The organism is Halochromatium sp., assembly GCF_054919635.1.
Genome location: NZ_JBUDPI010000080.1, coordinates 1 through 12,396, shown reverse-complemented (window position 1 = coordinate 12,396; position 12,396 = coordinate 1). Strand labels below are relative to the sequence as shown.

General features: G+C 62.1%; 11 protein-coding genes. 7 read left to right on the top strand and 4 right to left on the bottom strand.

Features of this window, described 5'->3' with window-relative positions; genetic code table 11:
* Positions 1-79: 79 nt before the first annotated feature.
* On the bottom strand, positions 80-541 hold the full coding sequence (locus tag ACY693_RS07070; RefSeq protein WP_462321126.1) for a DciA family protein: 462 nt from the start codon (positions 539-541) through the stop codon (positions 80-82).
* Between the two features lie 221 nt (positions 542-762).
* Between ACY693_RS07070 and ACY693_RS07065 the strand changes: the two genes are divergently transcribed.
* From ACY693_RS07065 to ACY693_RS07050, 4 genes are all read left to right on the top strand, one after another.
* Entirely contained in the window at positions 763-1,620 is an 858-nt protein-coding gene (locus ACY693_RS07065; protein ID WP_462321125.1) for a M23 family metallopeptidase, read from the top strand.
* A gap of 251 nt (positions 1,621-1,871) precedes the next feature.
* Positions 1,872-4,748 carry a preprotein translocase subunit SecA gene (secA, locus tag ACY693_RS07060; RefSeq protein WP_462321124.1) on the top strand — a complete coding sequence of 959 codons (2,877 nt, stop codon included), beginning with the start codon at positions 1,872-1,874 and terminating at the stop codon, positions 4,746-4,748.
* Between the two features lie 27 nt (positions 4,749-4,775).
* Positions 4,776-5,975 carry a bifunctional glutamate N-acetyltransferase/amino-acid acetyltransferase ArgJ gene (argJ, locus tag ACY693_RS07055; protein ID WP_462321123.1) on the top strand — a complete coding sequence of 400 codons (1,200 nt, stop codon included), beginning with the start codon at positions 4,776-4,778 and terminating at the stop codon, positions 5,973-5,975.
* Between the two features lie 36 nt (positions 5,976-6,011).
* The gene (locus ACY693_RS07050) at positions 6,012-6,989 is read left to right on the top strand and encodes a Nudix family hydrolase (protein ID WP_462321122.1); all 978 of its coding nucleotides are present in this window, start codon (positions 6,012-6,014) and stop codon (positions 6,987-6,989) included.
* 117 nt (positions 6,990-7,106) lie between these two features.
* Here ACY693_RS07050 and ACY693_RS07045 read toward each other — a convergent pair whose 3' ends face one another.
* Both ACY693_RS07045 and ACY693_RS07040 read right to left on the bottom strand, forming a co-directional pair.
* The gene (locus ACY693_RS07045) at positions 7,107-7,376 is read right to left on the bottom strand and encodes a hypothetical protein (protein ID WP_462321121.1); all 270 of its coding nucleotides are present in this window, start codon (positions 7,374-7,376) and stop codon (positions 7,107-7,109) included.
* Positions 7,377-7,583: 207 nt separating this feature from the next.
* The gene (locus ACY693_RS07040) at positions 7,584-7,772 is read right to left on the bottom strand and encodes a hypothetical protein (RefSeq protein WP_462321120.1); all 189 of its coding nucleotides are present in this window, start codon (positions 7,770-7,772) and stop codon (positions 7,584-7,586) included.
* A gap of 421 nt (positions 7,773-8,193) precedes the next feature.
* Between ACY693_RS07040 and ACY693_RS07035 the strand changes: the two genes are divergently transcribed.
* The 3 genes from ACY693_RS07035 to ACY693_RS07025 all read left to right on the top strand — a co-directional run bounded on the left by ACY693_RS07035 (position 8,194) and on the right by ACY693_RS07025 (position 11,315).
* Positions 8,194-8,487 carry a FeoA family protein gene (locus tag ACY693_RS07035; protein ID WP_462321119.1) on the top strand — a complete coding sequence of 98 codons (294 nt, stop codon included), beginning with the start codon at positions 8,194-8,196 and terminating at the stop codon, positions 8,485-8,487.
* Positions 8,488-8,559: 72 nt separating this feature from the next.
* Positions 8,560-10,914: a Fe(2+) transporter permease subunit FeoB gene (gene feoB / locus ACY693_RS07030; protein ID WP_462321118.1), complete on the top strand. Its 2,355-nt coding sequence runs from the start codon at positions 8,560-8,562 to the stop codon at positions 10,912-10,914.
* Positions 10,915-10,979: 65 nt separating this feature from the next.
* Entirely contained in the window at positions 10,980-11,315 is a 336-nt protein-coding gene (locus ACY693_RS07025) for a FeoC-like transcriptional regulator (RefSeq protein WP_462321117.1), read from the top strand.
* Here the strand turns inward: ACY693_RS07025 and ACY693_RS07020 are convergent.
* The coding region (locus tag ACY693_RS07020; protein WP_462321116.1) for a penicillin acylase family protein at positions 11,240-12,396 on the bottom strand (1,157 nt) is incomplete at its 5' end. The two genes, ACY693_RS07025 and ACY693_RS07020, sit on opposite strands and share 76 nt — an antisense overlap.

Genomic DNA, 12,396 nt, shown 5'->3' with positions numbered 1-12,396 from the left:
GCCAGCACTCTGAGCCAGCACTCTGAGCCAGCACTCTGAGCCAGCACTCTGAGCCGGCGCACCTCGACGCCGAGCGGAACTAGCCTGACGGATAGCCTAGCGTTCGAGCGAGGCGTGCGAGCGCCTGGGACAGCGCCAAACCATTGGCGTCCGCGTCGTCGGCGGGCGCTGAGCCCGGATCAACGCAGGCTTGGTCGCGCTTAGCAGGCGGCTGCGTTAAGGAGCCGGATGCTCGCGGAAGGACCCGGACGTTGCAGGTCTTCACCTCGGTTTCCAGCGAGGCCAGACCAGGGATCGAATGAGAACCGATCAATCCAGGGCAAAGAAACCGAAATCGGTCGACCCAAACGGGGGAATCAACAAAGAGTGTCAGCTCATCTGCTGAGAGCGAGGCCTGACAGCAATGCTTAGCCAGATCGACTGGCAGCCACTGCCGCACAGTGCTCAACAGCTGCTCACGTCGCTCGATCTCATCGAGCAGCGCAGCGATGGGCTGATTCGCACGCAAGAAACGACGGACATGCGCTGCGGATTTGGTCATGTCTCGACCCTCAACCTTTTCAACCATGACGTCCAGACTTGGCCCAGCACCGACGGGGCAGTGATGCCCCTTGGCTAAGAAAGGACCTGAATACACGACGCCCACGGGTCATGAAGACCAGCGGTCGCCGCGAATGACATCGACTGCTCGGAGAAACGATGCGACGGCTCAACGACAGCGAATCTCAATCTGGCTTCAGCTCTGTAGCCCTCCTTTCTGTCATGTTGGTTGCCATCATCGCCGGCACAACCGGCTTCTGGCTGGCTCAACAGCGTAACTCGGCTCGAGCTCAACACGATCTCAGCACCATTCTTTCTCATGTGAACGGCCGGCATCTCGCTGGCGCCGAACCGACTGAAGACCTGGGCGCAGAGCTTGACAGTATCGCAAGGCGGGTCGGCCAGTTACAGGCTGAGATCATCCGAATCAATGCCCTAGGCCAGCGCCTCGTCGAGATGTCAGGCCTCGACGGTGAAGAATTCAACTTCGTTCAGCCAGCCCCATCGGGTGGCGGCCCCGAGAAGGCGAGCTTGCGTGAGAATAAGGTCGATGAGGTTGCGCAGGACCTCGCGAAGGTACTCGCCGAGATCGACGACCGCAAACGCAAGCTGGTCCTACTCGAAACCCTGATCATGGAGCGGGACCTCAAGAGCCATACGGTTCCGGATGGCTGGCCACTAACCACCGGAGGTGTCGTCACCTCAACCTTCGGGATGCGTCGTCACCCGATCAGCGGTCGACGCAGCATGCACAAGGGCAGCGATAGTGCTGGCAAGCACGGCGCTGATATCGTCGCCATGGCCGATGGACTGGTCATCTTTTCGGGGCGCAAGACTGGCTATGGCAAGATCGTCGAGATTCGCCATCCAGACGGACTTGAGACCCGCTATGCACATAATTCGCAGAATCTCGTCAGCGAAGGCGATCTTGTCACCAAGGGTCAGGTCATCGCGAAGCTCGGCTCGACAGGTCGCTCGACGGGCCCCCATGTCCACTTCGAGGTGCGCCGTGACGGCGTGGCGCTGGACCCGATGCGTTTTCTCGACCTAAGCGAACGATCTCGCCTGGCGCGTCTCTAAATGCCGCTCGAGATTGCCGGGCCGACGACAGGTCGGCCCATTCGCCCAAGCTAGGACGACCGGTCCGTTCGTAACCCCCTACATCCCAGAGATCCCCCCGCGGTGTGAGTCGGTGCCAAGTACGCCGGGAGCCTTGCTCAAAGGCCCCGGCGTCTTTGATTGAGCCCGGCGAGCCGCATGGGTCTGCGCTCAGGGATGGACTCCGGTATCATTCTGCCCAATTTTCTGCCTACCACTACAGAGCCCTAATCATGGCCCTACGCCTTTTCCGAAAGGTCTTCGGCAGCCGTAATGAGCGTTTGGTCAAGCGGTTGATGAAGTCCACTGAGCAGATCAATGCACTTGAAGAGAGCCTGTCCGCGCTCTCCGATGAGGCGCTGCGTGCTCGCACTCAAGAGTTCCGCGACCGCCTCGGCGACGGCGCGACACTCGATGACCTCTTGCCCGAAGCCTTCGCCGTCGTGCGCGAAGCCGGCAAGCGGGTGCTTGGCATGCGCCACTTCGACGTGCAGCTCGTCGGCGGCATGGTGCTGCACAACGGCAAGATCGCCGAGATGCGTACCGGTGAAGGCAAGACCCTGGTCGCGACCCTCGCCGCCTATCTCAATGCCTTGCCCGCCAAAGGCGTCCATATCGTCACCGTCAACGATTATTTGGCGCGACGCGATGCGGCCTGGATGGGCCAGATCTATCACGCGCTCGGACTGAGCGTCGGTGTGATCAACAGCTCCGGCGGCATGGGGCCGGACAATGCGTCCTTTCTCTTCGATCGGAGCTATGAGCCACCTGAGCAAGAGGGTTATCGACACCTGCGCCGCGCGACGCGGCGCGAGACCTATCACGCCGACATCACCTATGGCACCAATAACGAGTTCGGCTTCGACTATTTGCGCGACAACATGGCGTTCACGCCCGAGCAGCGGGTGCAGCGCGATCCCTTCTATGCCATCGTCGACGAGGTCGACTCGATCCTGATCGACGAGGCGCGCACGCCGCTGATCATCTCGGGGCCGTCCGAGGGCAATACCGAGCTCTACACGAAGATCGACGCCATCATCCCGACCCTGACGCGTCAGGAGGCGATCAAGAACGAGGAAGGCCTGCCCGATTTCGGGCCCGGTGACTATTCGGTCGATGAGAAGGCTCGTCAGGTCTACCTCAGTGAGGAGGGTCATGAGAAGGTCGAGCAGCAGCTCGCCGAGATGGGACTGCTCGGCGAGGGTGAGAGCCTCTATGACGCCGGCAACATCGTGCTGATGCACCATGTTTACGCCGCACTCCGGGCCCATGCGCTGTTCCAGAAGAACGTCGACTACATCGTCCGCGATGGCCAAATCATCATCGTCGATGAGTTCACCGGCCGCACCATGCCTGGGCGGCGCTGGTCCGAAGGCCTGCATCAGGCGGTGGAGGCCAAGGAAGGGGTTCCGATCCAGCAGGAGAACCAGACGCTGGCCTCGATTACCTTCCAAAACCTGTTCCGGCTCTATCCGAAGCTCGCCGGCATGACCGGCACCGCCGATACCGAGGCCTTCGAGTTCCAAAGCATCTATGGGCTGGAGGTTACGGTCATCCCGACCAATCAGCCGATGATCCGCGACGATCGCGGCGATCTGGTCTATCTCACACAGGAAGACAAGTATCGCGCGATCATCGAAGACATCCGCGATTGTGTCGAGCGCGGTCAGCCGGTGCTGGTGGGTACCGCATCGATCGAGACCTCCGAGCTGGTCTCACAGAAGCTCAAGGCCGAGAAGATCGCCCATGATGTCCTGAATGCCAAGCAGCATGAGCGTGAGGCCGGCATCATCGCCCGAGCGGGTGAGCCCGGCGCAGTGACCATCGCGACCAACATGGCCGGGCGCGGCACCGATATCGTGCTCGGCGGCAACCTCGATGCCGAGCTCGAGAAGTCATCGAGCGCGGAAGAGCGCGGCCGCATCAAGGCCGATTGGAAGAAGCGTCATGCCCAGGTCATCAAGGCCGGCGGCCTGCACGTGATCGGCACCGAGCGGCATGAATCACGGCGAATCGACAACCAGCTGCGCGGCCGCTCCGGCCGCCAGGGCGATCCGGGCTCGAGCCGCTTCTATCTCTCGCTGCAAGACAATCTGATGCGCATCTTTGCCTCCGAGCGGGTCGCCAACATGATGCAGCGCCTCGGGATGCAGGAGGGCGAGGCGATCGAGCACCCCTGGGTGACCAAGGCGATCGAGAACGCACAGCGCAAGGTCGAGGGCCGCAACTTCGACATCCGCAAGCAGCTACTCGACTATGACGATGTCGCCAACGATCAGCGCAAGGTCATCTACCAGCAACGCCGCGAGATCATGGACGGCGACGATGTCTCCGAGACCGTGAACGCGATGCGTCATGACGTGGTCAACGAGCAGATCAGCATCCACATCCCACCACAGAGTCTCGAGGAGCAATGGGACGTGCCCGGGCTGATGGCCTCGCTACAGGACACCTACGGCGGCGACTGGCCGATTCAGCGGTGGCTGGATGAGGACGACGAACTGCACGAAGAGACGCTTCGCCAACGCATCCTTGACGAGCTTGCCGCGCAGGCGGCCGAGAAGGAGCGGTTGGTCGGCTCCGAGAATATGCGTCAGATCGAAAAGGCCGTGATGCTGCAGACCTTGGACACCCACTGGAAGGACCATCTGGCACAGATGGACTACCTGCGCCAGGGCATCCATCTGCGTGGCTATGCCCAGAAGAATCCGAAGCAAGAGTATAAGCGCGAGGCCTTCGAGATGTTCTCGGCGATGCTCAGCACGATCAAACAGGATGTGGTGAAGACGCTGGCGCGTATGCAGCTACAGATGCCCGAGGAGATCATGCCGCAGGGGCCCAGCCCGTCGGAGTTTCAGTTCAAGCACGAGGCCTTCGAGGGCTTACCGGCCTCGGCGAAGGACTCCCCAGCCGGTGGTCCGCCGGCCGGCCGTTCTTCAGGGGCTGCTCCTTTAGGGGGGGCTCAGGGCGCTGCTGGCAGCGCCGCTCCCGGCGCCGGTGACGAGGCTCATCAGCCTTTCGTCCGTGAAGGTCGGAAGGTTGGACGAAACGAGCCCTGTCCCTGTGGATCGGGCAAGAAATACAAGCAATGCCATGGGCGCGTTTCCTGACCATGTTCGAGGATCAATGACCACACCATGGCCCATCACGCATCCATCAAGGGCGTTCGCGTTGCCGCTGTGTCGGCCGCTATCCGCTATCGCAATCGCGACGATCTGGTGCTGATCGAGCTGCCTCAAGGCACCCAATGCGCGGCCACCTTCACTCGCAACGCCTTCTGTGCGGCGCCGGTAACCCTGGCACGAGAGCATCTGGCGACAGCAAAGCCGCGCTGGCTGTTGATCAACGCCGGCAATGCCAATGCCGGGACCGGCGCGCGCGGGCTAACCGATGCGCAGGCCTGCTGCACGGCCTTGGCGGAGCTGACCCAGGTTGATCCGGCTGAGGTGCTACCGTTCTCCACAGGCGTGATTGGCGAGTATCTTCCAGTCGATCGGCTCACAGCTGCCCTCCCCCAGGCCCTCTCAGCGCTGGATGAAGAGGGTTGGGAAGCGGCCGCACGCGCCATCATGACCACGGATACCCGCCCCAAGCGCGCCACCAGACAGTTTCAGCTCAACGGCCGGCAGGCCACCCTGACGGGTATCGCCAAGGGCGCAGGAATGATCCGGCCGGATATGGCGACCATGCTGGCCTTTATCGCCACCGACGTCGCCATCGAGCCAGCATGCCTTCAGCACTGCCTGGCGCAAGCCGTCGAGGGCACCTTTAACGCCATCAGTATCGATGGTGACACCTCAACCAACGATGCCTGTGTGCTGGCCGCAGCGGGCAGTCTCGGCAACCAGCCGCTCAGTGCCTTGACCTCACCCGAGGTCGGGGCCTTTCAACAGGCGCTGAGCTCGCTCTGCGAGGAGCTTGCCCGCGCTATCGTTAAGGACGGTGAAGGGGCGACCAAGCTGGTCAGCATCGAGGTTGGCGAAGCCCGCAGTGTCAGCGAGGCGCGGCAGGTCGCTGATACGATCGCGCACTCGCCATTGGTCAAGACGGCGCTGTTCGCCTCTGATCCGAATTGGGGGCGTATCCTCGCTGCGGTCGGGCGCGCCGGACTCGACGACCTGGACATCGAGAAGGTCCGTATCAGGCTGGACGAGGTGCTCATCGTCTCGGCCGGTGGGCGCGATCCGGAGTACCAGGAACAGGCTGGCAAGGCTGTAATGGCAAAGGACGCATTCAGTATCGGTGTCGACCTCGGCCGCGGCGACGCCAGCGCCCGAGTCTTGACCTGCGATCTCTCGTACGACTATGTCCGCATCAACGCCGAGTATCGGACCTAGACCAACCGCCCGAGCCAACCGAGATGAGCAGCCTAGATGAGCGACCAAGATGCGCAGCGGGTTCGAGACCCCAAGCTGATTCATGTCGCCGCCGGCGTCATTACGGACGCTGACGGGCGGGTGCTGGTCGCCAAGCGACCGCTCAACACCCATCAGGGCGGTCTCTGGGAATTTCCGGGGGGTAAGCTCGAGCCAAGCGAGCCGGTCGCGCGGGGGCTAGCCCGCGAGCTCGATGAGGAGCTTGGCATTCAGGTCAGGGCCTCAGCGCCGCTTATCCGTCTGCGCCACGACTATGGCGATCGTTTGGTGCTGCTTGATATCCACCGTGTGCTCAGCTATCAGGGATGTCCTCATGGACGCGAAGGCCAAGCATTGGATTGGATGACACCGCAGCAGATGGACCCGAGCTCCTTTCCGGCAGCTGATCGCCCCGTCATCAGCGCGCTGCGCCTACCCAGCCGCTATCTGATCACGGGCACAGACCCGACCCAGCCCGACGCCTTCATTCGACGGCTCGAGCAGGCCCTTAGCCGGTCGCAGCTGCGCATCTTGCAGCTGCGCGCACCCGGGCTCGGCGCCAACGAATACGCGAAGCTCGCTCGGCGTTGCGCCGAGGTCTGTCGCCAGGCCAACGCTCAACTGATACTGAACTGCGATGCCGACCTGGCCGGTCGGTTACCGGGAGACGGTCTGCATCTGACCGAGACTCGGCTCAGCGCGCTGGACGAACGCCCACAAACCGACAAACCGTTGATCGGCGCCTCATGCCATGGCACTGAAGGCTTGGCCAAGGCGGCTGCGCTTGGCTTGGACTACGCCCTGCTATCGCCGGTACAACAGACCCGCACCCATCCCGATGCAACACCACTCGGGTGGTCGACCTTTGCCAAACTGGTCGATCAGGCAGGCCTCCCGGTCTATGCGCTCGGCGGCGTTGGTGAGGCGGATCTCGACCGGGCGATCAGCCATGGTGCTCAGGGCATCGCGGCCATCAGCGGCTTCTGGTCACACTGACGCATCGGGAACTCCGATCAAGGGCGGCCCACGAAGCAGAGATGATCGAGGTCCGCTGGACGGGCTGCGATAACCGGGGTGGCGCAGCTCAAGAACACGGACACGTCTTACCCGAGCTCAGCGCGGCACGAGAGTCAATAGGCTCAGCAGGACCAGGGCGACGAGTCCGACCAGATGCATCAACCGATCAAACCGTCGATGTCGGTTCCGTAGCTGTTCGATGCGATTGTTAACACGACCGCCGTCGGCGAGCGCCGGCTCGATAAAGACGCGACGATGATCAAGCTCAACGGCATCAGCCGCCGCCACCGCCTCTTCGAGATCGACGGCATAGCGGCGCGGCTCTAGGCGATCGAGATGCCGGCGTAAGCACTCATGAAGATGCATCAGCGCGGCATCGATGTCATCGAATTGGGCGGCGAACCTTAGTCCCGGCCGATCAAGGTTAGGAGCGCTTTCCTGAGCACTAACCGAGACAAGCCCTGGCTGCTCTGGCTGCGTTTCAACCAGCAAGTAACCTTTTCGCATCGCCGTTGCAATCACACACTCGATGCGCCTTCTGGCTCTGTTGTGCGGATCGCGAGGAGCCCCCGCTCACGCAACCTGCGCAACCAGCTCCCAGTTACACTGGTCGATCAGCTCGCGCGTTTCACGCTTGAGCGGTGCATGCTGCTCAGGGAGGAATTCGCGGCCTTTGGACCAGGCCTGCTCCGCCCGCTCGGCCTCAAACTGCAGCCCTTGGCGGCGAAGATGCCATAGGGTGTGGGTCTGTTTCGGTGTCATTGTCAATGCCTCTACGCTGCACGTCACTTGGATACCTGCAAAGTGACTGCAAAATCAATACCATCAACCGATCAGCTCCGTTGATCGCCCCCGTAGCAACCATCCAACACCTGCGTGTTATACACGACAAGGCGCGTCACCTTGTTTCTGAGCATAGCCTAGCTAGGGCAATTCTCAATGGGTAGTTTCCATGTCTTTTCTTGTGGACAGCTGCGCGCGCAGTCGGCTTGCACCTGAGGTTGACGCTCCAGCGTGAGCGGTTGCAACGCTAAATCGATAGACATCCGTGTCGCATCAAATGCTGCGCCGCGTCAATCGATACAGGCGGACGACTTCCGCAGCACCCAGATGGACACTATCTTGGTTACCCGAAACGTTTCTCGTTTGAATGGTCGAAAGTGACGCAATAGGCATCTTCAAGATGGATCAAGCTGTATCCACCCCCTTGACGCTGGCAAAGCTGCCTGTTGGCTGCTCAGCCGTCATCATCCAGATCGTTGGAGGGCATGAACTGCATCGGAAGCTCCGCGGACTGGGTATTCACGTCGGTACCAAGCTACGCATCGAACATCGCCGAGGCTCCGGTCTGGTGGTCTCGGTCGGCAACGGTCGGGTTGCGCTCGGCGGCGGAATTGTCGAGAAGCTGCAGATCATGCCCACTGACGATGATCATGGCCCAGCGCCGGCATCGACAGCAGATCCAGAGCCGTCATGAACGCCGTTGGCCGAGCAAGCTCCGCCGCAACAACGCCAGCCGCAACATAGCCTCGCACGGAGCCGTGCCGCGATGAATCGCACCCCCAAAGCGCCCAACGAAGAATCGACGAACCTGCTGCCATTGACGATTGCGCTTGCCGGCAACCCGAACTGCGGCAAGTCTGCGCTCTTCAATGCGCTGACCGGGATACGCCAAACCACGGGCAACTGGCCTGGCGTCACGGTTGAGCGGCGCGAGGGTCGCAGTGAGCTGGACGGCCGTGCAGTGCAAGTCATCGATCTGCCGGGGATCTATTCACTGGATGCGGACTCGCTCGATGAGCAGGTCGCCCGCGACTACCTGCTCAGCCGCGAGGCCGATCTTGTGGTCAACGTCGTCGACGCATCCAATCTGGAGCGCAATCTCTATCTGAGCGTGCAGCTGCTTGAGCTCGATGTGCCGGTCGTGGTCGCGCTGAACATGATGGATGTGGCCCGTAAGCGCGGCGTCGAGATCGACACCAGGACCCTGTCGGAGAAGCTTGGCTGTCCGGTGGTGCCGGTCGTCGCAGTCTCCAAGCAAGGCATCACCGAGCTCAGTGCACGCGCGCTCGCTGTTGCCGATGACCGCGAAAGCGGCGGCTACGCACTCGGCCATGATGAGATCGTCGAGCAGGCTATCGCCGAGCTGATGCCTTGGCTCGGCAGCGGCTCAGAGGCGAATGATCGCTGGCTAGCGCTGAAGCTGATCGAGGGTGATCAACAGGTCGTCACTGGCCTCGATTCCAAGCTTGCGGCACGCATCGATCATTGGCGTCACGCCATTGCCGCGCGAGCGGGTGAGGACGCCGGTATCCAAATCGCCGACACCCGCTTCGCCCACGCCCACGCATTAGCCAAGACCGTGCAGCGCCAGCAGGGTGCAGTCGGTGGGCACCTCTCCGATAGGATCGACCGCATCGTCCTCAGTCGGGTCTGGGGCATCCCGCTGTTCTTGGCGATGATGTACCTGATGTTCGTGTTCACCATCAACATCGGCGGTGCTTTCATCGATTTCTTCGACGGCATCGCAACGGCGCTGTTCGTCGATGGTCTCGGCGCACTACTCAGCCACGTCTCCGCGCCGACATGGACACGGCTGGTCTTGGCCGATGGTATGGGCGCTGGCCTGGCCGTGGTCGCCACCTTCATCCCGGTCATTGCCAGTCTCTATATCTTTCTCTCGGCACTGGAAGACTCAGGCTATATGGCCCGCGCGGCCTTTGTCATGGACCGCTTCATGCGCTCGATCGGCCTACCGGGCAAGGCCTTCGTGCCCCTGATCGTCGGCTTCGGCTGCAACGTGCCGGCAGTCATGGCCACACGCACGCTAGAGAACGAGCGAGAGCGCAAGCTCGCTATCCTGATGAACCCCTTCATGTCTTGCGGCGCACGGCTGCCTGTCTATGTGCTGTTTGCAGCCGCATTCTTCCCTCACGCTGGCCAGAATGTCGTCTTCGCGCTCTACCTGATTGGTATCGCCATCGCAGTGCTCACCGGCCTGATCATGAAACGGACCTTGCTCTCCGGCACGAGTACTGGCTTTATCATGGAGCTGCCGCCTTATCACAGGCCGCGACTGCGTGGCGCCCTCTTACGCACCTGGGATCGAGTACGGCTCTTTCTGCGTGAGGCCGGGCGGATCATCGTTGTCATGGTATTGATCCTGAACCTGCTCAGCTCGATCAGTACCGACGGACATCTGGATCAGGACAACAGCGACGAGTCGATCCTCGCCGCGGCGAGCCGACTCGCCACCCCCTTGTTCGCACCCATGGGGATCGGCCAAGACAACTGGCCTGCGGTGCTGGGGATCGTTTCCGGCGTACTCGCCAAGGAGGTGATCGTCGGCACGCTCGATAGCCTATACAGCCGTCTTGCGACCGAAGCAGCTCCAGCAGATGACGAGACGCCTTTCCGTTTGGGCCAAGCACTCACCGCTGCGGCCGCGACCGTGCCCGCGAATCTCGCCGAGGTCGGGCGCAGCCTGACCGATCCCCTTGGCCTGCAAGTTGGTGAGGTTCTCGACCCTGATGCGATCGCCGCCGAGCAATCGATTACGCCCGGCACCTTCGGCGCAATGGCGGAACGCTTCGATGGGCAGGCCGGTGCCTTTGCCTATCTGCTGTTCGTGCTGCTCTACTTTCCCTGTGTGGCGACCATTGGCGCCATTGTCCGCGAGGCCGGCGCGCCCTGGGCCGCCTTTGTGGCCACCTGGACCACAGGCATCGCCTTCGTCACGGCAACCCTGTTCTACCAGAGCGCGACCTTCGCGCGCCATCCAGTAACGTCCGGCATCTGGATCGGCGCCCTGCTCTTGCTGCTCATCGTCGTCTTCACCGGCCTTCGCCTTTGGAGTCAGCGCGGGAGGCAGATGGCGCTGAAGACCGCAAGCGGACAGGCCTGATGCCGAGCAGACGCTGACCAGATGCCGACCAGATACCAAACTGACACTAAACGGATGCCGACCAGATGCTGACCACCGCGCGCGATCTCGTCCGCCAGCAAGGTATCGCCTCGCTGCAGGAGGTGGCCCAGAAGCTAAGCGTTCCCGCTGATGTGGCACGGACGCTCTTACAGAAATGGGTTGATAAGGGACGCATCGAGCGGCTACCCGCACCAACCGCTTGCACCGACTGCGCACTCTGCGACAGCGCGCCTCTTGAGCTCTACCACTGGTGTGATGAGGGGAGTGGGGTCAGTGACAGTGCCCCGGCCGTCTCAGCACGTGCTCAATCTAAGGTCGGCCTTAGCACCAAGCTGCCGAGCGCCTGCCCGGCTGCGGGACCACCCCAAGGCCAAGGGTGAGAGCGACCCTTGAGCCAATCATCGAGCTGATCCGAGCGATAGCTCGAGAAACGGTGGCCGGACTGTCCTAGCGGCAGGGTGCCTCGCGTCTGCGACCAATCCGCTGGTGCATAAACCACGCGCATCGAGGCAACATTGCCGATCTCGCGCGGGCGTGTCAGCCGCGCGATGGCAACATCGACCGTCCCATTGTCGCCGCCCCGCCCGAGCGGCCCCAGGCTGAAGAGAGGACCGAGCAATGGCTGACCCTCGAAGGCATGGGCAAAGGTGAGCTGGCGCAGCCCTGCCAAGCGGGGTGCCTTGTCGCCAGGCAAGTCATCGCGCAGCGCCGCTGCGGTTGCTCGTAACGCCTGCGCCCAGACTGCCGCTGGGCCTTCTTGCAGGCCTGGGGTCTCGACATCATCCCAGAAGCTCGAGCGATCGGTATACATGGCCTCCGCCAAGGGACCATAGGTATCGGAATCCAGGTTCATGAGCCAGTGGATGTCGTCACCGAGCTCATCACCGTAGAGTGCCCGATAGAGCTCGGAGCGCAACAGCACAAAGAAGGCAGCCGGCTCGCTCTCATCGGCGAATTCCAGCGACCAATCCAACAGGCTATCCTCGGCCAGCGCCGCAGCCTCCGGATCAATCCTCCTGAGCTCAGGGAGATGCCGCCGCAGCGAGGCCAGATAGATCGCCGCCTCCAGACTGACGCGATCGGATTGCATGCGCGCCATCTTGTCGAGGCTGACCTGCTCAGCGGCGTTCAGGAGCGCTTCGATGCGCTGCGCCCGAAACGGTGCCAGCCAAGAATGCCCAATGGGTGCTGTGCCCTCAGCATCTGCCTTCATGGCGTTTTCCATCGTATGATTCGCGCTCACCAGCAGGGCGTTGCTCGGCGCCGTGAGTCCTGGATTCTGGTCAAACGGCCGATAGCCGTCCCAGCCATAACCGAGCTGCCAACCGGGAACCGGGAAGGTACCGCTGCCACGCCCGCGCTCCGGCAACAGGCCAGAAACCTGCCAAGCAATCTGGCCATCACGGTGGGCGAAGAGCAGATTCAGCCCGACATGGCGCAACTCCTTGGCAGCATCGCGAG

Bases quoted from the DNA above. Each gene is read 5' to 3' on its own strand.
- ACY693_RS07070 (WP_462321126.1), bottom strand. From the start codon at position 541: ATGACCAAATCCGCAGCGCATGTCCGTCGTTTCTTGCGTGCGAATCAG.
- ACY693_RS07065 (WP_462321125.1), top strand. From the start codon at position 763: ATGTTGGTTGCCATCATCGCCGGCACAACCGGCTTCTGGCTGGCTCAA.
- secA (WP_462321124.1), top strand. From the start codon at position 1,872: ATGGCCCTACGCCTTTTCCGAAAGGTCTTCGGCAGCCGTAATGAGCGT.
- argJ (WP_462321123.1), top strand. From the start codon at position 4,776: ATGGCCCATCACGCATCCATCAAGGGCGTTCGCGTTGCCGCTGTGTCG.
- ACY693_RS07050 (WP_462321122.1), top strand. From the start codon at position 6,012: ATGAGCGACCAAGATGCGCAGCGGGTTCGAGACCCCAAGCTGATTCAT.
- ACY693_RS07045 (WP_462321121.1), bottom strand. From the start codon at position 7,376: ATGCATCTTCATGAGTGCTTACGCCGGCATCTCGATCGCCTAGAGCCG.
- ACY693_RS07040 (WP_462321120.1), bottom strand. From the start codon at position 7,772: ATGACACCGAAACAGACCCACACCCTATGGCATCTTCGCCGCCAAGGG.
- ACY693_RS07035 (WP_462321119.1), top strand. From the start codon at position 8,194: ATGGATCAAGCTGTATCCACCCCCTTGACGCTGGCAAAGCTGCCTGTT.
- feoB (WP_462321118.1), top strand. From the start codon at position 8,560: ATGAATCGCACCCCCAAAGCGCCCAACGAAGAATCGACGAACCTGCTG.
- ACY693_RS07025 (WP_462321117.1), top strand. From the start codon at position 10,980: ATGCTGACCACCGCGCGCGATCTCGTCCGCCAGCAAGGTATCGCCTCG.